Source organism: Massilia aurea, from assembly GCF_024753205.1.
GTDB lineage: Bacteria > Pseudomonadota > Gammaproteobacteria > Burkholderiales > Burkholderiaceae_D > Telluria > Telluria aurea.
The window spans coordinates 714,366-740,441 of record NZ_JANUGZ010000002.1; the positions used below are offsets into that span (position 1 = coordinate 714,366).

Here is a 26,076-nt window from a genome sequence, read left to right on the forward strand (position 1 = left end):
ATGAAACTCATCATTCTCGACCGGGACGGCGTGATCAACCACGACTCGCCCGACTTCATCAAGTCGCCGGCCGAGTGGATTCCGATCCCCGGCTCGCTCGAGGCCATCGCCCGCCTGAACCAGGCGGGGTATCGGGTGGTGCTGGCGACGAACCAGTCGGGCATTGCGCGCGGCCTGTTCGACATTGCCACGCTCAACGCCATCCACGCCAAGATGCACGCGGCGGCGCAGCTGGTGGGCGCCGACATCGACGCCATCTTCTTTTGCCCGCACGCGGCGCTCGATGCCTGCGACTGCCGCAAGCCCAAGTCGGGCATGTTCGAAGAAATCGGCAAGCGCTTCAAGATCAACCTGAAAGGCGTGCCGACGGTGGGCGACTCGCTGCGCGACCTGCAGGCGGGCTTCAACCGTGGCTGCACGCCCTACCTGGTCCTGACCGGCAAGGGCGAGCGCACGCAGATGACGGGCGGCCTGCCGCCCGGCACGAAGGTCTACCCGGACCTGGCCGCGATGGTCAGCGCCCTGCTCAAGCCCGCCGGCGCCACTGGTGCTGGCGCTGCCCAGGCGTCATAATCAATACAACACCACGATAAGAATAACCAGATCGTTTTGTCCGGAGTCCCTTTGCGTAATTTCAGTCTGTTTCTGCGTTCCCTGCTGTTCACGGTCGTCATGATGGTGGCGACGATCATCTGGGCTTCACTGTGCTTCCTGGCAGCCCCCCTGCCCTACAACCAGCGCTTCTGGTTCACCTCGCGCTGGAACGTCTTCATCATCTGGTGCGCGCGTGTCATCTGCGGCATCCGCTACGAATTCAAGGGCTACGACAACCTGCCCGACGCGCCGGCCATCGTGCTCTCGAAACATCAGTCGGCGTGGGAGACGATCTTTCTGCTGCCGAACCTGACGCGTCCCCTGGTCTACGTCTTCAAGAAGGAAATCCTGTACATCCCGTTCTTCGGCTGGGCCATGGGTTTGCTGCGCATGATCCCGATTGACCGCAAGCAGGGCAAGAACGCGTTTTCGCATGTGGTGCGCCACGGTAAACGCCGCCTGGCCGATGGCCAGTGGATTATCATGTTCCCCGAAGGTACCCGCATCCCGGTGGGCCGCAAGGGCAAGTACAAGAGCGGTGGCGCGCGCCTTGCGGTTGAGACCCAGGCAGTGGTGGTGCCGATCGCGCATAATTCGGGCGAGTGCTGGCCCAAGAATTCGTTCATCAAACGGCCCGGAACGATCACGGTATCGGTCGGCAAACCGATATCGCCGCAAGGCCATACCCCTGACAGCTTGATGCAAGAGGTAGAAAATTGGATAGAATCGGAAATGCGCGTCATTTCGCCCCACGCCTACAAAGGTGGTTGAGCGACGTTAGCACCCAGATCAGGAATTCGCGTCCGCAGCAAACGGCGGCGTCGTCGAAGATCGACGGCGACCAGCTCGAGCTGTTTGCACAGGAATTCTTTGCGGCGCTCAAGCCTTCCGACAGGCCGGCGCCGCCGTCCCAGCCATTGTTCAAGGCGCCGCCGGCGCCGCCCCGCACCAGGCTTCCTTCGCCGCCCGTCGGCCCGCAAGACCCTCCCCTCAAACGCATCGCGCTCGGCCAGCACTACGTCGACTATGCGCTGCGCCGCTCGTCGCGCCGCTCGATCGGCTTCATGATCGACGACGACGGCCTGCGCGTGACCGCGCCGCGCAGTGTGACGCAGGACGACATCGAGAACGCGCTGCGCGCCAAGAGCCGCTGGATCATCACCAAGCTGCTCGAACGGGGCAAGCGGCGCGAATTGCGCCAGCAACGCGCGCCGGTCGTGTGGGTCGATGGCGCGCTGCTGCCGTTCATGGGCGGCGAGATCACGCTGCGCCTCGAACCGGCCACGCGCAGCCATTGCCGGTTTGATGAAGCCACGCGCGAACTGGCGATCGGCGTGGTGCCCCGGCTGGCCGAATGGCAGCTCAAGGAACGGGTCAAGCTGTGGTTCCAGGCCGAGGCCAGGCGCGTGTTCACCGAGCGCCTGGACCACTACGCGCCGCGCCTGAACGTGCGCTATAAAACCTGCACGCTGTCGTCGGCCGGTTCGCGCTGGGGTTCGTGCACGGTGGGCGGCAGCATTCGCCTGAACTGGCGCCTGATCCACTATCCGCTCGCGCTGATCGACTACGTGGTGGCGCATGAACTGGCGCACCTGCGCGAGATGAACCACAGCCCGGCATTCTGGGCGACGGTGGCCGAGGTGTATCCGGATTACGATGGCGCGCGTCTGGCGCTGCGCAAGCAGTCGCACCAGATGCCGGTCTTGTTTGAGGAGTAAGCAGGCGAGCAGGCAGGCCGCTGGCCTGCCGGGTTCACGCCGGTCAGCGCCGGCGCAGTGTCATGATCAGTGCAGACTCAATGCATGGCGCGCTGCCGCCAGATCGCGCATGGTGGCGGTCTGTTGCTGCGACAGGCAGCGAAACGGGATCGGCAGCGTGCCCCGCTTGAGCACCATCATGAAGCCGCGCGAGTAGGTCCGCACGGCTGCCACGTCGGCCCATTCGATCAGCGTGACGCCGCCACTGGTGCGCACGATGCCGTGGGCATCGATGGTGAATTCATAGGTGCGGCGCCCGCGTCCGAGCAGCACGAAGTTCAGCCCCGCGCTCAGCGTGCTGCGCAGGCGCAGCAGAAAGCTGGCAGGCCAGCGCACGCGCCGGCGACGGATCAGGAAGCCCCCGTGCTGCCACATGAAGCTGACGTATTCGCTCAGCGAATAGCGGACGAAAAAATGCAATGCATCGAGCGGCAGCACGCTTGCCGCTTGCTGCTTTGCCGGTGCGTGGTCGGCCAGGCCTGAGCCCAGGATCGTTCCCAGCGTGTCGACTACCCCTTCCTGGACCCGAAGAGACACTGGCTCTCCATCACTGCCCGGTGTCGCGCGATTCAATGACAACATGGCGCATCCCCTATAGTTTTGTAGCGTGCAGATGGGAATGGTAACAAAACCTACCCAATAAGCCGTTGCACGAGTTCAACAGTGCGCAGGGTCGCGCCGCGGTGGCGGCCGGCAAACGCCAGTGCCCTGGCGCCCATCGCCGCGCGCGCCGCATCGTCACGCAGCAGCCGCGCGGCTTCCCTGACGAGCGCGTCGGCGTCCGCCACGCGCAAGGCGGCGCCGCCATCGACCGCGTCGATCGTCGCGTCCAGAAAATTGAACGTGTGTTCGCCCACCAGCACCGGCTTGCCCAGTGCGCAGGCTTCGATCAGGTTCTGGCCGCCCAGCGGCAGCAGGCTGCCGCCGATATAGGCGCAGTCGCAGGCGGCGTAATAGGCGAACATCTCGCCCATCGAGTCGCCGAGAAGAACATCAGCATCAATAGCGTCGTCATGACCTAGCTGCGAGCGGCGCGCAAGCGTCAAACCGCCGGCCTCCACCAGCTTCGCCACATCGTCAAAGCGCTGCGGATGGCGTGGCACCAGCAGCAGGAGTGCGTTCTGCGGCTTGTCGCGGTTCTGCCGCCACGCGTCCAGGATCAGCGCTTCTTCGCCTTCGCGCGTGCTCGCGCACAGAAACACTGGCCGGCGCGCTGCGCCATCGATGCGCATGCGCAGCCAGGCGCCCTTCTCCAGCGCGCTGGGCGGCGGCACGATGTCGAACTTGACGCTGCCAGTGACGATGACGTTCGGCGCCCCCAGCGACGCAATACGCGCCGCATCGGCGTCGGTCTGCGCCGCCACCAGCGTGAACGAGCGCGCGGCCTCCAGCATCACAGCGCCGGTCTTGCGGCCCCGTTTGAGCGAGCGTTCGGACAGGCGTGCATTGGCCAGCACGACCGGCACGCCCTGGCGCGTGCAGGCGTGAATCAGGTTCGGCCAGACTTCGGTTTCCATCAGGATGCAGGCGCGTGGACGATGACGGCGCAGGAAGCGCGTCGTCATCCATCCCGTGTCGTATGGCAGGTAGGCCTGCACGACACGCTCGCCGTGGCGCGCAAACAGGTCGCGCCCGGTGGCGCGGCCGGTCGGCGTCATGTGGGTCAGCAGGATGCGGCAATCGGGATACGCCAGCAGCAGCGCATCGATCAGCGGCTCGCTGGCGCGCGTCTCGCCCACCGATACCGCATGCACCATGATCGTGGGCCGCTCGCCGGCCGCAGGGCCGCCAAGGGACAGGCGTTCATCCCAATGCGCGCGGTAGCCCGGCTCCTTGCGCCCGCGCCACCACAGCCGGCCCAGCACGGCCGGCATGGCCAGCCACCAGAGGCCTGAGTACAGCGTGCGGTTCATGTCATGCCGGCGCCAGCAGGCGCTGTGCTGCCGCGATGACGTCGCCGCTTGACGGCGGCGCACCCAGGTCGCCCAGGTTGACGATGCGATCGGACCAGTTGCCTTCGGTTTTCCACTTGGGCGAATCGCAGTAGATTTCGATCGTCGGGCGCACGAAGGCGGCGGCGATATGGGTCAGACCCGTGTCGACGCCCACTGCAAGGCGCGCATGCTGGGCCAGCAATACCGCGTCCATCATCGACAGTTTTGGCAGCACGCGGGCATTGGGCATGGCTGCCGCCAGGGCCTGGGCATCCTCGTGTTCGGCCTGCGAGCCCCATGGCAGCAGCACCGGCATCGGTGCGAGCGCTGCGCCCAGTGCGATCCAGTTGGCGTCGGCCCACTTCTTGGCCGCGCGCGCCGTGCCATGGAAAAAGACCGCGTAGTCGTCGTGCGGCAAAAACGCCGGCCGCGTGACTGGCGTCGGCGCCGGTAGCCCGAACTCGGGGGCCGAGTCGACGCTGTAGTCGAGCGCAGCACCCGCGACCATGCGCCCGCGCGCCACGGCGTGCGTGCGCGGATTTAACGGGATACTGTCGGTATGGAAGATGCGCGAGATGCCTTCATAGCCCGAGCCTTCGCTGCCGTTGGCCAGGCCGACTTTCTTGCCACCCTTGCGCACGCGCGCCGCGCCCATGATGATGCCGGTCTTGAGCAGACCCTGGGTGTCGAACACATAGTCGTATTCGTCTTCGCGCAGCGTGCGGAAGAACGCGCGGATTTCAGCCCGCGTTTCTTGCTTGCCCAGGCTCTTGCGCCAGCGGCGCAACGACCACGGGATGATCTTGCGCACATGGGGATTCAGGCGCACGAGGCTCACGTACCCTTCTTCGACCACCCAGTCGATCGTGGCGCCCGGATGCTCGCGCAGCAGGTCGGCCACCATCGGCAGGTTATGCAGCACGTCGCCCAGCGACGACACGCGCACGAGCAGGATCTTCAAGCGCGTATCCTCAGAACGGCAGGTCGGCGTCCGGCTTGGCCGCCAGGATCACGGTCTTGAACTCGGCCTGGATGCGCGCCAGTGCTTCCGGCGATTCGCCTTCGAAGCGCAGCACCACGACCGGCGTCGTGTTCGACGAACGGGCCAGACCGAAGCCATCGGCGTACTCGACGCGCAGGCCGTCGATGTCGTTGATTTTTTCGGAGGTCGGGAACGTGGCGTTGGCGCGCAGGTGGTCGATCAACGTGAAGTTCTCGCCCTCTTGCAGCTGCAGGTGCAGTTCTGGGGTGCTGCTGGCCATTGGCAGGCTGTTGAGCAGCGCCGACGGATCCTGCTGCTTGGTCAGGATCTCGAGCATGCGCGCGCCGGCATACATGCCGTCGTCGAAGCCGTACCAGCGCTCCTTGAAGAAGATATGGCCGCTCATCTCGCCGCCCAGCGGTGCGCCGGTTTCCTTCAGCTTGGCCTTGACCAGCGAGTGGCCGGTTTTCCACATCAGCGGCTTGCCGCCATGCTGCTCGATGTACGGCGCCAGGTGGCGCGTGCACTTGACGTCATACAGGATCTCGCCGCCCGGGACGCGCGAGAGCACGTCGGCCGCGAACAGCATCATCTGGCGGTCCGGGAAGATAATCTGGCCATCCTTGGTGACGATGCCGAGACGGTCGCCGTCGCCGTCGAAGGCCAGGCCGATTTCGGCGTCGGTCTCTTGCAGCGCGCGGATCAGGTCCTGCAGGTTTTCCGGGTGCGCCGGGTCAGGATGGTGGTTCGGGAACGTGCCGTCGACCTCGCAGAACAGCTCGACCACTTCGGCGCCCATGCCGCGATACAGGTCGCCCGCGAACGCACCGGCCACGCCGTTGCCGCAGTCGACCGCGATCTTGATCGGGCGCGCCAGCTTGACGTCGCCGATGATGCGCTCGAGGTAGGCGGCGCGGATGTCGTGGGTGCTGTAGCCGCCGCGCTGGGCTGCGATCGCGCCATCATATGCTGCAATGCTGTCGTGCAGACCGGTGATGGCGTCGCCATAAATGGCTTCGCCGGCCAGGACCATCTTGAAACCGTTGTAGTCGGGCGGGTTGTGGCTGCCGGTGACCATGATGCCCGAGCGGGTGTCGAGCACGTTGGTGCCGAAATAGACCATCGGTGTCGCGACCATGCCCAGGTCGATCACGTCGACGCCGGCGTCACGCAAGCCTTCGCTCAAGGCGCCGGCCAGTTCAGGGCCGGACAGGCGGCCATCGCGGCCGATCACCACCTTGCTCTCTCCCTTGGCCAGCGCGGCGGCGCCGAAGGCACGACCGATGTGACGCGCGATGCCGGCGTCCAGGGTCTTGTCGATGATGCCGCGAATATCGTAAGCCTTGAAAATCGTTTTGGAGAGAGCGACCATTTTGTTTCCTGGAATATTGGAGGATTGATAAGTAACCACTATTGTAACGGCAAGCGCGGCTGGCGTGGGAATGGTACGCGCGCGTGCAAGCCTGGCCGGATGCCGAACGAAAAGAACAAGAGGAGAATCAGAAAAGTATCAGGGAATAGCGATGGCCGCCAATGCGCGCCAGATTCGATGGCACCACGCCACCAGCGCCGGCGCTGGGGAAGCGCGCGGCGCATGCTCCGCGTGGCGGAGCGGTGCAGGCTGCTTAGACGCGCAGGTCGTCGATCGACTTGCCGCCATCGACCCATTCCTTGACCCACTTTGGCTGACGGCCGCGGCCGGTCCACTGCTGGCTGGAATCCTGCGGATGACGGTAACGCACGGCGACGGTCGCGCCTTTCGAACCGCGGCCGGTAGCAGCCATCAACTCTTTCAGCGGCATGCCGACGCTTTGCGCGATGGCCAGGATTTGTTCGCGTGCTTTCTGCACTTCCTGGGTTTCACGCGTTTTCATTTCCTGCTTGATTTGTTCTTGCAGGTTGCGCAAATCGCCTACCGACATATTCGAAAGATCCATCATCGTTCCTCGTTCGTTAAAAAATTGAATGCAGATTCAGCAATTGCTGACTATCGGCGAATACTCACCAAATGTCGCAATATACTACAACAATAATATCCGGTCAGTCTTTCTTGCTTAAAAAAAGCCAGCGCGGCGACTTGAATCGAACGATACGCCCATACAACCACAGGTAACTGATTATGAACAACAGACAGAACACCATCAACGTGCCGGTGCTTTCCCAGAACACGGTTGCCGGTATCACTGCCAGCAATGAAATCAGCCATAAATAAGGCGAGGTGCGGGCATTGCGTTTCATCAGTGCGCGTGCCTCGCGCGGACCCACGGTCCATTGCACGATGCGCCGAAAAATTAAACTGTGCAAGTGAATACCATCGGGCAGCGTCGGTGATTTACCACGGACAAACATGCGGCGATAGGCAGAGAATAAGGTTTCAAACGCAGGGTAAATCAGCAACAGCGCCGCATACCAGGTCGACACGGCAGGATTGCGCATCACCAGCAGCAGGGCCAGCTCGCCCAGCAGGAAGCCAAGGAAATACGCGCCGCCATCGCCCAGGAAAATTAGGCCGACCGGATAATTCCAGATCAGAAAGCCGGCCGTGGCGCCCGCGACAATCAACGCTGCCACCAGCACGAACATATCACCCACCTGCAGAGCCACGTACGATAGCGAGATCAGCATGAAAATACTGATCACGCCGGCCAGGCCGTTGAAACCGTCGATGATATTGATGGCGTTGGCAACGCCGGCAACGGCGAGCAGTGTCAAAGGCAGCGCAATCCAGAGTGATTCAATGGGCACCACCATCCACGGCAGATCAAGCCGCCCGACACGCGCATCGAGAAGCCAATAACCAAAGCCTGCAGCGAGCATCGTCAGGAACAGGCGACGGCCAGGCGAGACCTTCCCCGTATAGTCTTCGGCAAGGCCGCCGGCCAAAGCAATCGTGGCACAGGCAATCAGGGTTGCCAGCCACGCCGCTATTTGGGGCTGGCGCAAGATCGATAAACCAGACGCCACCACCACCGCCAAAAAGATGGGAATGCCGCCAACGCGCGCTACTGCATGCGTATGGTTTTTCTGGATGCCGGTGAAATTACCATCGAGTCCCAGGCCATGTTTTCGCGCCGTCTTGATGACCAGCAGCGTGAGCAAGGCGCAGGAAAGGAAACTGACAAAAAACGAGAACATTATTGTTTTCTTTCGGTGCTATTCTTGTGAAGCGCTTCGCGAAGGAAGCGAATTGGAGCAGCCACAGCACGCAATTCATCAAGGGAAGCCGGTCTCATTGTACCGGCTGGGCGCGCTTGTCGGGCCTCGTATTTATCTTTTCGCAAGCTTGCGCGGTGACGCGAAAACACCGGCTGCGCGCAAAATCATTTAGTATCCGCCAAGGCATCACATACCACCTCTTTCATAACGCCAGGCCACAGGACCACGAGGCCCTGCCAGAACAAGAATATGACGACCTACGCCATTGGCGACCTCCAAGGCTGCGCGCATGAAGCGCAGCTGCTGCTTGACCGCATCGCCCTCGTGGCGGGCGACGACGCGCGCATCCTGTTCGTGGGTGACCTGATCAACCGCGGCCCCGAATCACTGACGGCGCTGCGGCGCATGAAAGCGCTCAACCAATCGAGCGGCGGGCGGGTCGATGCCCTGCTGGGCAATCACGACCTGCACCTGATCGCGGTAGCCGGCGGCGCGCAGCGCCTGAGCCGCTCCGACACCCTTGACGAGATCCTGGCCGCCCCCGACCGCGACGAACTCATCGCCTGGCTGCGTGCGCGGCCGCTGGCGATGTTCGTCGACAATCACCTGCTGGTGCACGCCGGTGTGGCGCCGCAATGGGATGCGGCGCAGACAATGGCGCTGGCCGGCGAAGTCGAACGCATGCTGCAGGGCGATGGCTGGCTGGATTTCCTGAGCCAGATGTACGGCAACCAGCCCGACCGCTGGGACGACAGTCTGACGGGCATCGAGCGCCTGCGCTGCATCGTCAACACCCTCACGCGCATGCGTCTGTGCGCGCCCGATGGTGCGATGGATTTCAAGCACAAGGAATCCGACACCGGCCCGGTCGGCAGCGACCTGCTGCCATGGTTCGACCTGCCGGCGCGCCGCACGCAGGATGTGACGGTGGTATTCGGCCACTGGTCGGCACTGGGCGTGGTGCAGCGGCCCAACCTGATCGGGCTGGACAGCGGCTGCGTCTGGGGTGGCAAGCTGACGGCCGTGTGCCTCGATGACCGCACGCTGCTGCAGGTGGATTGCCCCGAGTACCGGGAGCACGGCGGCAAGCAGCGCTGAATCAGCGCGGGACTGCGTTGGCTGCCGCGGTTGCCACCGCAGTTGCCACGGCCTCCTGCGACGCCTGCGCCAGTTCGCGCCGGTGCGCGCCGTAGCTCTCGAGGGGCGCCAGACAGGTCAGGCGCGCCGCGACTGGCGGCCCCTGCAAAATCCGGAACAGGCTGTCCACAAAGGTGGTCTCGCCGACGTACTCGATCGACGGATGATGCGCGCCGTCGGCGCCGACATAGGCCAGCGCATATGGTTGCACCCGCACACCGGCATCGATGGCCGCTTCGAACAGGTTGGCGTGGAACGGCAGCACCTGGCCTTGCAGGCCGGTCGTCCCTTCCGGGAACAGCGCCACGCGCTCGCCGTGTTGCAGCACATCGACCAGTCCCTTGAACACATGGCGCAACTCGCGCCGGTTGCCCCGCGCGATGAACACGGTGCCGGCGCCGGCAGCCAGGCGGCCCATCACGGGCCAGGCGCGAATCTCGGCCTTGGCCACGAACCGGCACGGGCTCAAAGCATTGATGACGAAGATGTCGAGCCACGACACGTGGTTGGCCACCACCAGCGCATGCGCGAGCGGCGCTACACCGCCGTCGCGGGCGACGCTCACGCGGCACAGGCGCAGCAGCTGGCTTGACCAGCGCCGCGTGATCCGCGCGCGCAGTGCGGGAGACGAGAAGGGAAACACCAGCGCGCAGGTCGCCAATCCTTCGCACAGATGGACGGTAACGCGCGCGAGGCGCCAGGCAAGCCGGATATTCAAAGTGGTGGGCGCCGTGAAGGCGCGCGCTTCAGGCGAAGCGCGCGCGGTGGTTGGATCAACGCTGGTAAGCCACGCGGCCGCGCACGACGGTCGCGCGCACCTGCCCGGCCAGCTCGTAGCCGAGGAATGGCGTGTGCTTGCCCTGGCTGGCCAGCGCCTTGCCGTCGACCAGCCAGCGCGCAGCCGGGTCGAACAGCACGACATCGGCCGCTGCGCCCACGCCCAGCGTGCCGGCCGGCAGACCGGCAATGCGCGCCGCTTCGCAGGTGACCTTGCCAAGTGCCAGCGCCAGCGCGCCCTGTGCATCCTGTGCGCCGTGCGGCTGGTCTTGCGCCCACTTGAGCGTGAGCGCCAGCAGCAGCTCGAGACCCGTGGCGCCGGGCGAGGCTTCGCCGAACGGCAGCAGCTTTTCGTCGTCATCGACTGGCGTGTGGTCGGAGCAGATCGCATCGACCGTGCCATCGACGAGCGCGGCGCGGATTGCGTCACGGTCGCGCTGCGAGCGCAGTGGCGGCGTGAGGCGCGCGTTGGAATCGAAGAAGCCGATGTCGGCGTCCGTCAGGTGCAGATGGTGCACACCCACGTCGACCGTCAGGTTCAGGCCTTCTTTCTTTGCGGCGCGAATCAGGTCCAGGCCCGCAGCGGACGAAATCCGGCACAGGTGCACGCGCGCGCCGGTGGAGCGCATCAGCTCGAAAATCGTGTGCAGCGCGATGGTCTCGGACATCACCGGCACGCCGGACAGGCCGAGGCGCGAGGCCAGCGGGCCGGCATGGGCCACGCCGCCGCGCCCGATGTGCGCGTCCTGCGGGCGCAGCCAGACGGTGTAGTCGAAGGTCTTGGCGTACTGCATCGCGCGCAGCAGCACATTGGTGTCGAGGATGGGTTCCTCGGCCTGCGCAAAGCCGATGCAGCCGGCTTCGGTCAGTTCGGCCATCTCGGTCAGCGCCTGCCCCTTCAGGCCCACGGTCAGTGCGCCCAGCGGGTGCACATTGGCCTGGTCGACGATGCGCGCGCGGTGCTTGAGCATTTCGACCAGGCCTGGTTCGTCGAGCACCGGGTCAGTGTCGGGCGGGCAGACCAGCGTGGTTACGCCGCCCTGCATCGCCGCCTGCAGCTCGGATTCGAGCGTGGCCTTGTATTCGTAGCCCGGCTCGCGCAGGCGCGCCGACAAATCGACCAGGCCCGGGGCGACCACGAGGCCGCTCGCATCGATGCTCTGATCGGCCGTGAAGCCTTGGGGGGCGACGCCGAGCGCCGCGATCTTGCCGTCGACGATGAACAGGTCTTGCAGGGCGTCGACGCCGTTCGCCGGGTCGATCACGCGCCCGTTCTTGATATGGAGTTTCATGCGTGGGTTCCTGCCAAAATGCTCATCACTGCCATGCGTACCGCGATCCCGAACGTCACCTGCGGCAGGATCACTGCCTGGCTGCCGTCGGCCACCGCCGAGTCGATCTCGACGCCGCGGTTCATCGGGCCCGGGTGCATCACGATCGCGTCCGGTTTGGCCAGCGCCAGGCGCTCGGGCGTCAGGCCGTAGCTCTTGAAGTATTCCTGCGCCGACGGCAGCAGTGCGCCGCTCATGCGCTCGTTCTGCAGGCGCAGCATGATGATCACGTCGACGTCCTTCAGCCCCTCATTGATGTTGGTGAAGGTGCGCACGCCCATCTGGTCCAGGCCGCCCGGCAGCAGGGTGTGCGGGCCGATGGCGCGCACTTCGGGAACGCCCAGCGTGGTCAACGCGTGGATGTCCGAACGGGCCACGCGGCTGTGCAGGATGTCGCCGACGATCGCCACGCGCAGGTTGGTGAAGTCTTTCTTGTAGTGCCGGATCGTGTACATGTCGAGCAGGCCCTGGGTCGGGTGCGCATGGCGCCCGTCGCCGGCATTGACGACGTGGACATCCGAACGGGTCCGGTTCAAGTGCTGCGCGATCATGTACGGCGCGCCCGACTGCGCGTGGCGCACCACGAACATGTCGGCGTGCATCGCGGCCAGGTTGTCGATCGTGTCGAGCAGCGACTCGCCCTTGGTGGTCGACGAGGCCTGGATGTTCAGGTTGATGACGTCGGCCGACAGGCGCTTGGACGCGATCTCGAACGTGGTGCGGGTGCGCGTCGAATTTTCGAAGAACAGGTTGAACACGCTCTTGCCGCGCATGAGCGGGACCTTCTTGACTTCGCGGTCGGAGATCCCCACGAAGCTCGATGCGGTGTCGAGGATGTGGTCGATGTGCGACTTCTTGAGGCCCTCGATGGTGAGCAGGTGCTGCAGCTCGCCGTTTTTGTTCAGTTGCGGATTATTGTGCAGGATCGGCATTGTCTTGTTCGATGGTAAGCGAAAGTTGGCCTGTCTCATCGCGCTGCAGGCACAGCGACTCGTTGGCTTCGAGCACGGCGTGGGCGCCGACGAAATCGGCAGCCACCGGCAGCTCGCGCCCGCCCCGGTCGGCCAGCGCGGCCAGGCGGATGCAGGCCGGACGGCCGTAGTCGAACAGCACGTTGATCGCCGCGCGCGTGGTGCGGCCGGTCTGCAGCACGTCGTCGACCAGCACCACGGTGGCGCCGTCGACCGCGAAGCGGATGTGGGTCGGTTTCACATCCGGATGCAGGCCCTTGCGCGCATAGTCGTCGCGGTAGAACGAGACGTCGATGGAGCCGAGACGGTGCGTCAGGTCGAGGTCGCGCGCAAGGCGCTCGGCCAGCCAGGCGCCGCCCGAATGGATGCCGACGATGGCCGGCTCGGCGACGCCGTCCAGGCCTGCGCGGACCTGGGCCAGCAGCTCGCGGTAGAGCGCTTCGGCATCGAATGCGTGTTTGTTGGTGGGCATAGGGTTAGCGTGATGCGTCAAAATACTGTTGCAAAATGATGGCGGCCGCCTTGTCGTCGATGACGTCGCCGCGCTTTGAGGCGATCACGGCCGACGAATAGCGTTCATCGACCAGCTCGACGGGCAGGTTGAAGCGGCCATGCAGCTGGTTGGCGAAGCGGCGGCTGCGCAGGGTCATGTCGTGCTCGGCGCCATCGGGATGGCGCGGCTCGCCCACGATCAGGCGCGCCGGCTGCCATTGGGCGATCAGCTCGCCAATGATCTGGAAGCGGGTGGCGTTGTCGATCGCACTGACGACTCTCAAAGGCTGGGCCTGCCCGGTCAGGGTGTTGCCCATGGCAATGCCGATCCGCTTGATGCCGAAGTCGAAGCCCAGAACGATATCAACCATGCAAACGTTTCTTGTACGGGAGCGCCTTACGCATGGCCGGCTTCGGTGGCGAGCATCAGCGGATCGATGCCCAGCAGCTTGATGGCAGCGTGGTAGCGCTCTTCGATCGGCAGGTCGAACAGCACGCGCGCGTCGGCGCCTACCGTCAGCCAGCCATTGCGCGAAATTTCTTCTTCGAGCTGGCCCGGGCTCCAGCCGGCATAGCCGATGGAGACGAGCATGCGCGCCGGGCCACCGCCATTGGCGACGGCCTCGAGCACGTCGATCGAGGTGGTAAACGAGACGTCGTCGGTGACGGTCAGCGACGACGAATAGCGCCCGCCCGGCGAATGCAGCACAAAGCCGCGGTCGTCCTGCACGGGGCCGCCAAACATGATCGGCTCGTCGACGACGGTGGCGCGCAAGCCTTCGGCCAGCTTGAGGTCAACGCGGTCGAACAGGGTTTCCATCGTCATGTCGGTCGGCTTGTTGATGACCACGCCGAGCACGCCCTTGTCGTTGTGCTCGCAGACATAGACGACGGTGCCACCGAAGACGGGATCCTGGATCGACGGCATGGCGATCAGGAAGTGGTTTGCCAGGTTCAGACCGGATGCTGCCGGGCCCGCCATGGTGGGGGAGCCACCCTGCTCACGGGGCATGCCCGGCATGGGAAGAGTTTGGCCAAATTTGGTTTTTTTCATACGATTGCTCTCAAAAGGCGCACTCTCGCGTTGTTACTTCTGTTGAACGGCTGCCAAGTATCTGCAGAACAACCTTACGCTTTTCGACAGTTTACACCCATTTGCCCCTGAGGCCATTGGAAGCATTCCTCGGGCGCCACACGTTTCGATGATGGGCAGTAAAATCTGGATCCGCCTTGACCCCGCACACGATGATGAATTTAAGCAAGTCTTTAGTCTGGTTCCGCCGTGACCTGCGCACGTTCGACCACGCACCCCTGCACCACGCCCTGCGTTCGTCGCAGCAGGTCTATTGCGTGTTCGTGTACGACACCGACATCCTCGATGAGTTGCCAAAGGATGACCGGCGTCTGCGTTTCATCCATGCCAGCCTGGCCCAGCTCGACACGGAACTGCGTCGCCTTGGAGGCTACCTGATCGTGCGCCACGGCAGCGCGCGCGATGAAGTCGCGGCTTTAGCGGAAGAACTCGGGATCGATGCCGTGCATGCCGGCACCGACCATGAACCGTCGGCCATTGCCCGCGATCTCGCCGTGGCCGAACAACTGGCCGGGCGCGACTGCGCCTTCCATACCTACAAGGACCAGGTCATCTTCGAGAAGCAGGAAGTGCTCACGCTCGCCGGCGGCGTGTTCTCGGTGTTTACGCCGTACAAGAACGCCTGGCTCAAGCGCCTGGCCGCGCATCCCGAGACCCTGGCCACCTACCCGGTCGACGCCCATGCGCACGCGTTCGCGCCGCCCACAGGTGCGCCGGCCGCCCTGCCGGCCCTGGAAGAGATCGGGTTCACGTCGGGCGAGCCGCCACTGCCGGCCGGGATGGATGGGGCCGAGGCGATGTTCGAGGCGTTTGTGACCGAGATGGCCGACTATGGCCGTGCGCGCGACTTTCCGGCCGAAGAAGGCACGTCACGGCTGTCGGCCCACCTGCGCTTTGGCACCACGTCCATCCGCCATCTGGTGCGCAGCGCGCGCGACATGGTGCAGTCGGGCACCGGCGGGACCGGTGCGTCCGTGTGGCTGTCGGAACTGATCTGGCGCGACTTCTACGCGATGGTGCTGTCGCAGAACCCGCACGTGGTCGAACGCTCGTTCAAGCCGGCGTTCGATGCGGTCACGTGGGACACCGGGGCCGAAGCCGACGCACTGTTCGCGGCCTGGTGCGAGGGCCGCACCGGGTATCCGCTGGTCGATGCGGCGATGCTGCAGCTGAATCAAACGGGCTTCATGCACAACCGGCTGCGCATGGTCACGGCGAGCTTTCTCACCAAGGATCTCGGGATCGACTGGCGCCGCGGCGAGCGTTATTTCGCGCGCCAGCTCAATGACTATGAGCTGGCCTCGAACAATGGCGGCTGGCAGTGGGCGGCGTCGACCGGGTGCGACGCGCAGCCGTGGTTCCGGATCTTCAATCCGGTCACGCAATCGACGCGCTTTGACGCGCGCGGAGAGTTCATCCGGCGCTACCTGCCGCAACTGGCAAAGCTCGATGGCAAGCAGATTCACGCGCCGTGGCTGGTGAAGTCCGATGTGCTGGCAGAGCGCGGTGTCGTGCTGGGACGGGATTATCCGGCGCCGGTCGTGGAGCACGACGCGGCGCGGCAGCGCACGCTGGAGCGCTTTGCGGTGGTGAAGAAGGTGGTGGCGGAGACGGTCGACGCGAAGGACGACGCGAACGACGACTGAACGCCGTCGTTACGCCATTACGCTGCCTCGCGCCCCAGCAAGCCCTCGATCGCCGCCAGCAGCACCGTCTCCTGGTACGGCTTGCCGAAGTAGGCATTTACGCCCAGCCCGAGCGCCACGTTGCGGTGCTTGTCGGCTGTGCGCGACGTGATCATGATGATCGGGATCGCCTTCGTTGCCTCATTGCCCCGCACATTGCGGGTCAGGTCGAAGCCGTCCATGCGCGGCATCTCGATATCGACCAGCATCAGGTCGGGTGCGCCCTGCCCGATCAGTTCCAGCGCCTCGATGCCGTCCTTGGCCAGCACTACGCGATAGCCTTCGCGTTCGAGCAGGCGCTGCGTCACGCGCCGCACCGTCAGCGAATCGTCGACCACCATCACGGTGGGGCGCCGCACCTGCAGCGCGACGGCCTGCTTCACACGCGCCTCACCTTGTGGTTGCTGCGCCAGCGCCAGCGGATCGAGGATCAGGACGATCTCGCCCGAACCCAGGACCGTGGCGCCGTCGATGCCCGGCATGCGCGCCAGCTGGCGGCCGATGTTCTTGACCACCACCTCGCGGTTGCCCAGTACCTCGTCCACGCGCAGCGCGATGCGGCGGCTGCCGCCATTCAAGACCAGCACCGGCGTCGAACGCTGCGTCGTGATGCGCTCGTCGTCGTCCATGCCCAGCAAATCAGGCAAACCATACAGCGCCAGTTCGTGGCCAGCCAGGTGGATGTTGCCGGCGTCGATCGCAGCGGCCAGGTCGGCCTCGCGCACCTGCTGCACCGCCTCGACCAGCGTCGACGGCACCGCGTGAGTGCGGCCACCGGCCACCACCAGCACGACCTGAGCGACGGCCAGCGTCAGCGGCAGCGTGATCGTGAAGCGCGCGCCCTGCCCCGGCTCGGACGCCACCGCGACGCGCCCGCCCAGCGCCTGGGCTTCGGAGCGCACCACGTCCATGCCGACGCCACGCCCGGCCAGTTCGGTCAGCGTGTCCGCTGTCGAAAAGCCCGGTGCGAAAATCAGGTCGGTTACCTGCTCGTCCGGCGCCTCGTCGCCTTCGGCAATCAGGCCGCCGGCCAGCGCCTTGGCGCGGATGCGTTCGAGGTCCAGCCCCGCGCCGTCATCGCTGAAGTTGATCAGGACTTCGTTGCCGTGCTGGCTGACCTGCACCAGCAGCTCGCCCGTTTCGGCCTTGCCGGCAGCCTGGCGCCCCGCGCGCGGCTCGATGCCGTGCACGATCGCGTTGCGCAGCAGATGTTCGAACGGCGCGGCCATCTGTTCCAGCACACCCCGATCGATTTCGACGGCGCCGCCCCGGATATCCAGGTTGACGCGCTTGTCGGTTTCTTTGGCCGTCTGGCGCGCGACGCGGAACAGGCGCTCGGACAGGCTGGCAAACGGCACCATCCGCACCCGCATCAGGTCGCGCTGCAGGTCGCGCGTCATGCGCGCCTGGGCTGAGAGTTCTTCGTTGGCCGAATCGACGGTGCGCGCCAGGCTTTCCTGGAACGAGGCGACGTCGTCGACGCTTTCGGCCAGCATGCGCGTGAGTTCCTGCAGGCGCGTGAAGCGGTCGAATTCGAGCGGATCGAATTCGCGCTCACCGGCGATCGACAGGCGTGAAGCGATCTGCGATTCGGCCTGCATCTCGATCTCGCGCAACTGGCGCCGCAGGCGGCCCACGTTGTCCGAGAAGTCGCCAAGCGACGATTTGAGTATGCCAACCTGGTTTTCCAGACGCGAGCGCGTGATCGACACCTCGCCCGCCTGGTTCACCACCCGGTCGAGGATGTCGGCGCGCACGCGCACCAGCGGCGCGCGGGCTGGCTCGGCCGGCGCGGCCGCGGGGGCATCCACTGAGGCTGGCTCCGAGGCGCCGCCAGCCGGCTGCTGCAAGCCCTCGAACAGCAGCATCGCGCTGTCGTAGTTAGCGAGCAGCTCGTCGAACGCGGTCGGCGGCAGCGTCGAGGTGCCGGCATGGACCATGTTCTCGATCTGCGTTTCCAGTTCGTGCGCGTGCTGACCCAGGCGCATCGCGCCGGCCATGCGCGCGCTGCCCTTGACCGTGTGCAGGTCGCGCTGCATGCGCTGCGCGACACCGGCGTTGGACGGCTCCTGCTGCCACTGGCGCAGGTCGTGCCCGATGCGCGGCAGCAGGTCGCTCGCTTCTTCGAGGAAGACCGGCAGCAGGTCGGCGTCGATCTCGTCAACGTACCCGCTGGCGCCAACCAGCTCGGGCTCATGCAGGTCGTCGAGCGCCAGCTCGGGTTCCGCTGCAGGTTCTGGTTCTGGTTCTGGTTCGGGTTCGGGTTCGGGTTCCGGCGCCGGTTCTGACGCAGCCTCGACCAACACCGCTTCATCCGGCGTCACCGCCACGAAGCCGGCCTCCCCCGGCTCTGGGGCGGCCTGCTCCAGGGCTGGCGCTGCGAACGGGTCGTCACCGAATGCGCTGAAGATGTCGTCGATATCGTCCGAGGCTGCTGCAGGCGCGGCCTCGCGAGGCGCAGGCGCCGGCGCCATGAATGGCGGCGGCTCGGCCAGCAACTGCTTGTAGGCGTCGGCAAACAGCGTATCGAGCCGGCTGGCCAGCGCTGGTTCGAGCTTGTCGAACGGCGATGTGCCCAGGCGGGCGCGCAGTGCGGCCAGCTGTTCGATCAGGTCCGGCTGCGCCGGGGCCAGTTCGCCCAGCGTGAACACGTGCAGCATCGCGCGCATGCGCGCCAGCGTCGTGTCGAACAGGCCCAGCCCATCCTCGTCCAGGGGAGCGCCCGGCACGGTGAGCTTCTCGAGCGTTCTTTCCAGCGCATGCGCCAGTTCACACAGGTCGGTGTAGCCGACCGTGGCCGAGGTGCCGGCCAGCGTGTGCGCGGCCGTGATCGCATCGGCGGATGCACGCTGCGCCGGGTCCTGGCGCAGCGCGGCGAACGCGTCTTCCAGCGTGGCGCACAGTGATTCGGTTTCGAGCAGGTAGACGTCGTGCAGCGCCTGGCCGATGGTCAGGTCACCCACGCGCCGCACGCCATCCTCGCCGGGCGGCGTGATCTGGACGTCGAGTACCGGGATATCATCGAACTGCGCGTCAAACTGCTCGTCCAGCTGCACATCCAGCTGGGCATCGGCCGGCGGCTCGAACGCGCCGCCCTCCTGCACCCGCGCCGCCGCCTCGATCAGCGCCGCGCCATCGCGCTGCGGCGCCTGGCCGGCGGCCAGTTCGGCCACCCACGCATCCAGTTCGGCATAGGCGTGCGCGAGCAGCGCCAGCAGGTCGGCGGTGGCCGCGCAGCCGTCGGCCAGCCAGATGTTCATGACCCGCTCGATGCTGGCGGCGGTCGCGCCAAAGGCTTCCAGGCCCACCATGCGGCTGCTGCCCTTGAGCGTGTGGAAAGCACGGCGCAGGGCGGTCAGCGTTTCCTGGTTGCCCGGCTCGTCGGCCGCGCGCGGCAGCGTCTCGACCACGACGCCAAGCACTTCCTGCGCTTCGGCGATGAAGATCCCGAGCAGTTCGGCGTCGACGTCGTCCTGTGCGCTGGCTTGGGCGACAGGCGCCACCGGCGTCTCGGCGGCGGCAGCAGCCTCAGTGAACTCGAATGGCAGTTCGCGCAGCAGCTGTTTCTCGGTGTCGAACGTGAAGCGGCCACGCGCCAGCGTGCTGTCCTGCGCCAGCAGGTCGGCAAAGAACCCCAGGGCGCCGATGTTCTGCGCAATATTATGCAGCGACGCGTGCTGCGCGGTGACATCGCTGGCGCTGTCGGCCAGCGTGCGTACCGCGTCCTCGACGTGGCGCACGGTCAGTACGGCCTGCTCCTGGTCGAGAATGGCAAACGCGCCCTGCAAGCCATGCAGCACCGGCCCGGCCTGTTCCAGCACCTGGCGTTTGGACGGGTCGTCGTAATAATCGTCGAGCAGTTTTTCGATCTGGCGCAGGCCGGCCTTGACCTCGCCCGCCAGCACGGCCACGGTCTGGCCCTGCTGGATCTGGCGCGCCAGTTCACCCTGCCACTGCGGCGCATCGGGCGGGGTTTCGCCCGCGGCCAGCGCCAGCAGGCGCGCGCCGACGGCTTCGGCGTTCTGCGAAAAATCGTCGGGCAACTGGCGCAGCTGGTCCAGGCTGTTCTCGACGAACAGCATGGCGGCGGCCATCTCCAGGCCAAACTGGTCGTCGCGGCCCGACTGCACCGAGTCGCCCGCCGCGCGGCCCAGCTCACGCAGCAGCTGCGCGAGCGCCGGGGCGCCCAGCTTGTCGCTGGCGCCGGCCAGGCGTGCCAGCGCATCGTTGAAATCGTTCTCGACCGCGGCGTCGGGCTTGCCGTCGCCGGCAATCAGGTCCCAGTCCGACTTGGTGCGGGCCAGCGCTTCGCGCGCATCCTTCAGCGCCTGCGGATCGAGCTTGCCGTAGCGGCGTTCGGCGTAGTCGTGCGGCACCGCGCCGTCCAGGTCCAGAGCCTGACGCAGCGCGCCTGCCTCAGGGCCCGGTGCGCAGGCGGCGGCCACGAAGAACAGCGCGTCGCGCAGCATCGTCTCGGGCGAATCCTGCTGGCCCTTGGCCAGGCGCCGCAACTGCAGGTTGATCTGCCCAAAGAGCTGTTTGACATACAGATCGCTGGCGATCTGGCCATCGGCCACCACGGTGGCAAACGCATGCAGCGCCTGCCAGAACAGGCGCGCGCGTGCGCTCTCCTGCGCGCCGGCGATCGGCGCGATCGCCGCGGCCATGTCGTGCGCCTGCGCGCGGCGCGCGGCATCGTCGTCGGCCTTCAGATAGGGCAGCAGGGCTTTTTCGAAGTGCGCGCGGCAGGCCGCGATGTCGACCTCGCCCACGGCAGTGCCCGTGGCCGGCAACTCGGGCAGCACCGACAGATCAAGGGGCAGCAGGTCGGCCGGATGGACCTTGGTCTCACCCTGGCGTTCGACCATGTCGCGGTAATACGGGAACAGGCGCGCCGGCTGTTGCGGGGCGCCGCCCAGGAGTTCGTCGAGGTATTCGCCCAGCGCACCGAAGGCGTCCAGCACCACCTGCACGCTCTCGGCGTTGCAGGCCAACTGGCCGTCCTTGAAACGATCGAGCACCGCTTCGGCGGCGGCGGTGAACACGCCAACGCCTTCGACATCGACCATCTGCAAGGCGCCGTGCGCCTGGTGCAGATGCGATTTCGCATGCAGCAGCAAGGTTGGCTGCGCCTCGGGCGAGCGGCCCGCGGCGTCGCGCAGGGACGTCGCGGCGCGCGTGAGGGCGTCGCGGATTTCGCCAATGACCCAGGACAGCGGGCCGGTATCAAAACTGCTGGAGCGGTTCAAGGTCGTCATCGCCCGGTCAGGATACCACGCGGAAGCGGGACACCGAATCCTTCAATTCCTGCGCCAGCGTGGCCAGTTCCTGAATGGACAGCGCGGTCTGGCGGGTACCCTGGCGGGTCTGTTCGGTCACGGCGAGAATCTGCTGCATCTTGTCGGCCACGCCGGTGGCCTTGGTGGCCTGGCGTTCGGTGGCGGTCGACATGTCGCCGATCAGGTCACCGAGGCGGTTCGAGACGCGCGAAATGTCCGACAGCGCAGCGCCGGCGGCGTCCGACAGGCGCGCCCCCTCGACCACACCCTGCGTCGATTTTTCCATTGCCGCCACCGCGTCGTGGGTGTCGGTCTGAATGGTGCGCACCAGCGCGCCGATCTGCTTGGCCGCGTCGCCCGAGCGTTCGGCCAGGCGCTGCACTTCTTCGGCCACGACCGAGAAGCCGCGCCCTGCTTCGCCGGCCGATGCGGCCTGGATCGCGGCGTTCAGCGCCAGCACGTTGGTCTGCTCGGTAATGTCCGAAATCAGTTCGGTGATCTCGCCGATCTCCTGCGACGATTCGCCCAGGCGCTTGATGCGCTTGGAGGTTTCCTGGATCTGCTCGCGGATCTCCTGCATGCCCTCGATCGCATTCTGCACCGCGGTCGAGCCCTGCGCCGCCGCCGCCACCGACTGGCGCGCCACGTCGGCCGATTCGAGGGCCGAGCGCGACACGTCGGTAATCAGGCCGGCCAGGCGCAGCGTCGTCGTCGACGCATCCTGAATCTCGCGCGACTGCTGCTCGGCCGCGCCCAGCAGCTCGGTCGAGACGTCCTGCGCACCGTTCGATGCGCGCGCCACCTGCTCGGCCGTGCGGATGACCCGCACGACCAGCTCGCGCAGTTCTTCAACCGTGTAGTTGACCGAGTCGGCAATCGCACCGGTGATGTCTTCCGACACCGTCGCCTGCACCGTCAAGTCACCGTCGGCGACGTCCTGCAGTTCGTTCATCAGGCGCAAAATGGCGGCCTGGTTCTGTTCATTGGTGGCCTTGGCTTCTTCTTCCTTGGTCTGCGCGAGGTGGCGCATCGCTTCGGCCTCCTGGCGGCGCCCTTCGGCGCCAGCGGCCCGTTCACGCGATTCCTGCAGCATGGCCCGGGTGGTGCCCAGCGTGGCAAGCAGCGTGAACACGCCGGCGCTGATGGCCAGCCAGAACCACGGGCTGATCTCGGCCTGGTCGCGCTGGTAATCCATGTGCAGCTTGGCGAGCATCACGCGCAGCGGTTCGCTGTCGCGCGAGATCAGGCGCTCGGCGGCGCGCGCCCCAGCGTAGCTGGTCAGGTTGCCGATCAGCGGCGTGACGGTCTTGACGTATTCGCGCAGGCTGTCGCGGGTGCGCGACAGGCGCACGCGCATTTCGAGGTCCGTCAGCGGGGCCAGGCCATAACGGCCGCCGCCATCGAGCAGGCCGTCGACGAGTGCTTCGAGCGAGGCGATGTCGCCCAAAATGTAAGTCACCGCGTTCTGGGTCGAACCCGGCGTGTTGAAGGTCTGGGCGCCGGCCGTCAGGCGCTGGGTCACCGACAGCAGGCTCAGAGCTGCCATCTGACGCCGCGCGTCGGCGGACTCGTCGCGCTGCAGGCGTTCGGCAATGGCGATCAGTTCCGGGCCCACTTCTTCGTACTGGGCCAGGCTCCCGCCGAAGGCGATCAGGTTGCGCCGGTTGCCGAGAATGTTGGCAGCGGCCTTGGACGAGCGGTTCCACAGCACGATGGCTTGTTGCAGATCGTCGGCGCGCTCGCCGCTGGCAGCGGGAATGCGGCCGGTCGGCGACTGGCCGCCACGCGCCAGCAGATCGAGTTCGCGACCCAGCTCGGTGCGGCTCTCTTCCAGCTGGAAGAACGCTTGCGCATCGCCGCGCAGCGCGATCGGCGCCGCCTTGGCGAAACGCTGCGAGTGCATCACGGCGTCGCCAGCAACTTGGCTCTGTCCCGCCAGGCGGGCGTCGCTGGCAGCGTTCTGCCACATGGCCAGCACGGTCAGCACCGCGCCGGCAGCGACGGCGCCCAGCAACAGGCGCAGGCGATTCGGCTGGAAGCTGCCGCCCATGAGCGTCGCGCGCATGTCGCCCGCGCCATCGGCGACGGCGTCGTCACGGCCACGAAAGCCGCCCAGGCGCCGCGCCGCTGCGGCAGCCGAACCACTGGCTGCCCCGTCAGGCGCAGCAGCATCAAGAACGGGAACCGGCGTGACCGGGCGCACCGCGTCATCGGCTGCGCCACTCCTGGCGAAGACATTCATGGTCAATTTCGAGGCGAATCCCATTCCGGCTCCCTGTGCTGCAATTAGTGTGTTCGGTTAGCGTGCAATGTGCAGGAAGCGCTCTTCGCGCACCAGCGCCGCCAGCGACAGCGGCATCCATGTGTTGCCATCGGCATCGCGCAGGGCGTCGCCGTCGCGCGTCATCGTCCCGGCATGGCGCAAGCCATACACCGCGGACGCGAGCAGCGCGCAATTCAAGCCCAGGGCTGGCGCGAACACCAGCAGGCGTGGGGTGCTGCCAGGGACCGCCGCTGCGGCCACGTGCCCGTCATCGAGATAGCGGGCCAGGTCAATCACGCCCAGCAGGCTGCCGCGCACATTGGCCAGCCCCAGGTACCACGGGCGGGTCAGCGGCACGGGCGTGACCGGCACGGGCGCGACGATCTCGCCCACTTCGGCCAGGTCGACCAGGTAGCGCGCGCCGCCGATGGCCAGGCCCAGCTGCGCGACGCTGGCGCCGGCGCCGTTTTTCGCTGCCTGCATCCGTTCGAGCAGCTGTTCCTGGTACAGGCGCAGGCGGGTGCGCCGCGCCGCGGGATCGCGGCGGCCTGCACGTTCGTCCGCGCCGCCGGTGGTCATGCCTTCACGCTGCCGGCTGCGTCGCCCGGCACGGCCAGCGCCGCAATGGCTGCCAGCAGGCGCGCCGGATCGACCGGCTTGACCAGGTATTCCTTGGCGCCCTGGCGCATGCCCCAGATACGGTCGGTTTCCTGGTCCTTGCTGCTGCAGATGATGATCGGCAGCGCCGCCAGTTCCGGATCACGCGAGATGGCGCGGGTCACCTGGAAGCCGTTGGTGCCGGGCATGACCACGTCCATCAGGATCAGTTGCGGGCGCTCGGCGCGAATGCGCTCGATCGCTTCGTCGCCGCTGACGGCGGTGCATACGGTAAAGCCGTTCTTGACCAGGATGTCGGTCAGGTACAGTCGTTCGGTCGGCGAATCGTCGACGATGAGAATCTTTTGAATGGCCACGCAGGGCTCCAGCGTTGGTTGAATCGTCAGCCTGCCGCCGGCGCATGCTCGCGCACGGCCGCCAGCAGGCTGTCTTTGGTAAAGGGTTTGGTCAGGTAGGCGCTGGCGCCGACCATCGCGCCGCGCGCGCGGTCGAACAGGCCGTCCTTGGACGAGAGCATCAGCACCGGGGTCGCGTGAAACCGCACGCTCTTCTTGATCAGCGCGCAGGTCTGGTAGCCGTCGAGGCGCGGCATCAGGATGTCGCAAAACACGAGCGCAGGATGGTGGTCGTTGATCTTGGCGAGCGCGTCGAAGCCATCGTCGGCCAGCACCACGTGGTAGCCCGCCTGGGTCAGGAAGATCTCTGCTGACCGGCGGATCGTGCTGCTGTCATCGATCACCATGATGGTCAGGCTTGATGATTGCGGCGATGTCGTCATGGTCGTTTCACTTCGGCTTGAAGTGCCACGATAGCATAACGAATCTTTCTTGTGCGCAAAGTGTTGCAGGGAGTCAACTACACGTTTGCGATGGCATCAGGGGGTTATCCGGATGCCATGCAGGCACAACAACAGGTGTTATATCGCTGTCATTTCAAAGTCGTCCTTGCGTGCGCCGCACTCGGGACAGGTCCAGTTCATCGGTACGTCGGCCCAACGGGTGCCCGGCGCAATGCCGTCCTCCGGTGCGCCGGCAGCTTCATCGTAGACCCAACCGCAGATCAGGCACATCCAGGTCAGGAACGGGGCGGTGGATTCAGTACTCACGGTGTTGATCCTTGTATCTAGTAAAATGTGGAATCAGAATCCGGCATCTTAATCTACCCGTCGTGCAAAACCAACCGTTACCCCTCATCCTGAGTTTTGGCGTCTGCGATCCCGTCGGCGCGCTGGGCGTGCAATCGGACGTCGCTGCCTTTGCCGCCCTCGGGTGCCACGGGCTGTCGGCCATTGCGGGTCTGCTGGTGTCCGACAGCGCCCGTGTCGAGCACATGTATGAGCTCGACAGCGACTGGATGGCCGAACAGGCGCGCGCGCTGCTCGAAGACATGCCGATCGCCGCCTTCAAGGTCGGCGCCGTGGGCACCGCGCTGCACCTGGCCGCCATTGCCGAGATCGTATCCGACTATCCAGACGCGCCGCTGATCCTCGACCCGTTCCTGTCGGCCCTGCCCGACGCCGGCATGGGCGACGAAGAAATGCTGATGGCCCTGCGCTCGATTCTGGCGCCGCAAGCCACCGCCCTGATCCTGTCGCAGGCCGAACTGGGCCGCATGGCCGAGCTGTGGCGCGATGGCGGCGATGCCGATCCCGGCAACCTCGATGAAGACGTGGCCGAACTGACCTCGTCCGGCCTGCAGTATGTGCTCGTCACCGGCACGCGCGACACCGCCGGCGCCTGCTCGAACCGCCTGTTCGACACCAGCGGCGAAGTCGCGCGGGTCGACTGGCAGCACCTGCCCGGCCCGTTCCTGGGCGCCGGCAACACCTATTCGGCCGCGTTCACCGCCCTGATGGCGCGCGGCATGGATGCGCCGACCGCGCTGGCCGTGGCGCAGGAATACACCACCGGCGCGCTCGAGAACGCACAACGCTTCGGGATGGGTAAATTCATTCCCGCCAAATTCTTCCGTCCCTGAGTTTCAAGCGCGCTGCGCGGGACGGTCTTT

At 65.9% G+C, this 26,076-nt stretch carries 24 protein-coding genes; 6 read left to right on the forward strand and 18 right to left on the reverse strand.

The features are described from left to right. From gmhB to NX775_RS08685, 3 genes are read left to right on the forward strand one after another with little or no spacing between them, the layout of a single operon-like run. On the forward strand, positions 1 to 573 hold the full coding sequence (gene gmhB, locus NX775_RS08675) for a D-glycero-beta-D-manno-heptose 1,7-bisphosphate 7-phosphatase (RefSeq protein WP_183556334.1): 573 nt from the start codon (positions 1 to 3) through the stop codon (positions 571 to 573). Positions 574 to 624: 51 nt separating this feature from the next. Beyond that, entirely contained in the window at positions 625 to 1,365 is a 741-nt protein-coding gene (locus tag NX775_RS08680; RefSeq protein ID WP_258835629.1) for a lysophospholipid acyltransferase family protein, read from the forward strand. Next, the gene (locus NX775_RS08685) at positions 1,362 to 2,312 is read left to right on the forward strand and encodes a M48 family metallopeptidase (protein WP_258835630.1); all 951 of its coding nucleotides are present in this window, start codon (positions 1,362 to 1,364) and stop codon (positions 2,310 to 2,312) included. The genes NX775_RS08680 and NX775_RS08685 overlap by 4 nt, the downstream gene beginning before the upstream one ends. A gap of 66 nt (positions 2,313 to 2,378) precedes the next feature. On the opposite strand, the gene NX775_RS08690 is transcribed toward NX775_RS08685, so the two are convergent. The 6 genes from NX775_RS08690 to NX775_RS08715 form a co-directional block, all read right to left on the reverse strand. After that, on the reverse strand, positions 2,379 to 2,888 hold the full coding sequence (locus NX775_RS08690; RefSeq protein WP_258835631.1) for a YcxB family protein: 510 nt from the start codon (positions 2,886 to 2,888) through the stop codon (positions 2,379 to 2,381). Between the two features lie 95 nt (positions 2,889 to 2,983). Continuing rightward, positions 2,984 to 4,264: a lipid IV(A) 3-deoxy-D-manno-octulosonic acid transferase gene (gene waaA / locus NX775_RS08695; RefSeq protein WP_258835632.1), complete on the reverse strand. Its 1,281-nt coding sequence runs from the start codon at positions 4,262 to 4,264 to the stop codon at positions 2,984 to 2,986. A gap of 1 nt (position 4,265) precedes the next feature. Further along, entirely contained in the window at positions 4,266 to 5,246 is a 981-nt protein-coding gene (gene waaC, locus NX775_RS08700) for a lipopolysaccharide heptosyltransferase I (RefSeq protein WP_258835633.1), read from the reverse strand. Between the two features lie 10 nt (positions 5,247 to 5,256). Continuing rightward, positions 5,257 to 6,639 (reverse strand): phosphomannomutase/phosphoglucomutase, encoded by a 1,383-nt coding sequence (locus NX775_RS08705; protein ID WP_258835634.1) that lies wholly within the window; start codon positions 6,637 to 6,639, stop codon positions 5,257 to 5,259. Between the two features lie 253 nt (positions 6,640 to 6,892). After that, the gene (locus tag NX775_RS08710) at positions 6,893 to 7,204 is read right to left on the reverse strand and encodes an H-NS histone family protein (RefSeq protein WP_258835990.1); all 312 of its coding nucleotides are present in this window, start codon (positions 7,202 to 7,204) and stop codon (positions 6,893 to 6,895) included. 103 nt (positions 7,205 to 7,307) lie between these two features. After that, entirely contained in the window at positions 7,308 to 8,402 is a 1,095-nt protein-coding gene (locus NX775_RS08715) for an MraY family glycosyltransferase (RefSeq protein WP_258835635.1), read from the reverse strand. A gap of 270 nt (positions 8,403 to 8,672) precedes the next feature. On the opposite strand from NX775_RS08715, the gene NX775_RS08720 reads away from it, so the two are divergent. Further along, positions 8,673 to 9,521, forward strand: a complete 849-nt coding sequence (locus NX775_RS08720) for a symmetrical bis(5'-nucleosyl)-tetraphosphatase (protein WP_258835636.1) — start codon at positions 8,673 to 8,675, stop codon at positions 9,519 to 9,521. Between the two features lies 1 nt (position 9,522). Here the strand turns inward: NX775_RS08720 and NX775_RS08725 are convergent, their stop codons facing one another. Genes NX775_RS08725 through NX775_RS08750 form a run of 6 tightly spaced genes read right to left on the reverse strand, consistent with a single transcriptional unit; the run spans position 9,523 to position 14,185 of the window. Then, positions 9,523 to 10,278, reverse strand: coding sequence for a lysophospholipid acyltransferase family protein (locus NX775_RS08725; protein ID WP_258835637.1), 756 nt, complete (start codon positions 10,276 to 10,278; stop codon positions 9,523 to 9,525). Between the two features lie 55 nt (positions 10,279 to 10,333). Continuing rightward, positions 10,334 to 11,629: a dihydroorotase gene (locus NX775_RS08730; protein WP_258835638.1), complete on the reverse strand. Its 1,296-nt coding sequence runs from the start codon at positions 11,627 to 11,629 to the stop codon at positions 10,334 to 10,336. Further along, on the reverse strand, positions 11,626 to 12,600 hold the full coding sequence (locus tag NX775_RS08735; protein WP_183556324.1) for an aspartate carbamoyltransferase catalytic subunit: 975 nt from the start codon (positions 12,598 to 12,600) through the stop codon (positions 11,626 to 11,628). The genes NX775_RS08730 and NX775_RS08735 overlap by 4 nt, the downstream gene beginning before the upstream one ends. Continuing rightward, the gene (pyrR, locus tag NX775_RS08740; protein ID WP_258835639.1) at positions 12,581 to 13,111 is read right to left on the reverse strand and encodes a bifunctional pyr operon transcriptional regulator/uracil phosphoribosyltransferase PyrR; all 531 of its coding nucleotides are present in this window, start codon (positions 13,109 to 13,111) and stop codon (positions 12,581 to 12,583) included. The genes NX775_RS08735 and pyrR overlap by 20 nt, the downstream gene beginning before the upstream one ends. A gap of 4 nt (positions 13,112 to 13,115) precedes the next feature. Continuing rightward, a complete protein-coding gene (gene ruvX / locus NX775_RS08745; RefSeq protein ID WP_258835640.1) occupies positions 13,116 to 13,502 on the reverse strand; it encodes a Holliday junction resolvase RuvX in 387 nt (128 codons plus the stop codon). Between the two features lie 26 nt (positions 13,503 to 13,528). Next, the gene (locus NX775_RS08750; protein WP_370660566.1) at positions 13,529 to 14,185 is read right to left on the reverse strand and encodes a YqgE/AlgH family protein; all 657 of its coding nucleotides are present in this window, start codon (positions 14,183 to 14,185) and stop codon (positions 13,529 to 13,531) included. A gap of 194 nt (positions 14,186 to 14,379) precedes the next feature. On the opposite strand from NX775_RS08750, the gene NX775_RS08755 reads away from it, so the two are divergent. Beyond that, complete coding sequence (locus NX775_RS08755; RefSeq protein WP_258835992.1) at positions 14,380 to 15,870, forward strand: cryptochrome/photolyase family protein; 1,491 nt, start codon at positions 14,380 to 14,382, stop codon at positions 15,868 to 15,870. Between the two features lie 17 nt (positions 15,871 to 15,887). Here NX775_RS08755 and NX775_RS08760 read toward each other — a convergent pair whose 3' ends face one another. From NX775_RS08760 to NX775_RS08785, 6 genes are all read right to left on the reverse strand, one after another. Continuing rightward, complete coding sequence (locus NX775_RS08760) at positions 15,888 to 21,167, reverse strand: hybrid sensor histidine kinase/response regulator (protein ID WP_258835641.1); 5,280 nt, start codon at positions 21,165 to 21,167, stop codon at positions 15,888 to 15,890. Between the two features lie 7 nt (positions 21,168 to 21,174). Then, positions 21,175 to 23,430 (reverse strand): methyl-accepting chemotaxis protein, encoded by a 2,256-nt coding sequence (locus tag NX775_RS08765; protein WP_258835642.1) that lies wholly within the window; start codon positions 23,428 to 23,430, stop codon positions 21,175 to 21,177. Positions 23,431 to 23,487: 57 nt separating this feature from the next. After that, on the reverse strand, positions 23,488 to 24,030 hold the full coding sequence (locus tag NX775_RS08770; protein WP_183556318.1) for a chemotaxis protein CheW: 543 nt from the start codon (positions 24,028 to 24,030) through the stop codon (positions 23,488 to 23,490). Next, positions 24,027 to 24,425, reverse strand: a complete 399-nt coding sequence (locus tag NX775_RS08775) for a response regulator (protein ID WP_343828813.1) — start codon at positions 24,423 to 24,425, stop codon at positions 24,027 to 24,029. Before NX775_RS08775 ends, NX775_RS08770 begins: the two co-directional genes overlap by 4 nt. A 26-nt stretch (positions 24,426 to 24,451) precedes the next feature. After that, positions 24,452 to 24,847: a response regulator gene (locus NX775_RS08780; RefSeq protein WP_183556317.1), complete on the reverse strand. Its 396-nt coding sequence runs from the start codon at positions 24,845 to 24,847 to the stop codon at positions 24,452 to 24,454. Positions 24,848 to 24,985: 138 nt separating this feature from the next. Continuing rightward, on the reverse strand, positions 24,986 to 25,138 hold the full coding sequence (locus tag NX775_RS08785) for a rubredoxin (protein WP_036170087.1): 153 nt from the start codon (positions 25,136 to 25,138) through the stop codon (positions 24,986 to 24,988). 98 nt (positions 25,139 to 25,236) lie between these two features. Between NX775_RS08785 and thiD the strand changes: the two genes are divergently transcribed. Next, entirely contained in the window at positions 25,237 to 26,046 is an 810-nt protein-coding gene (gene thiD / locus NX775_RS08790) for a bifunctional hydroxymethylpyrimidine kinase/phosphomethylpyrimidine kinase (protein WP_258835643.1), read from the forward strand. Positions 26,047 to 26,076: the final 30 nt, after the last annotated feature.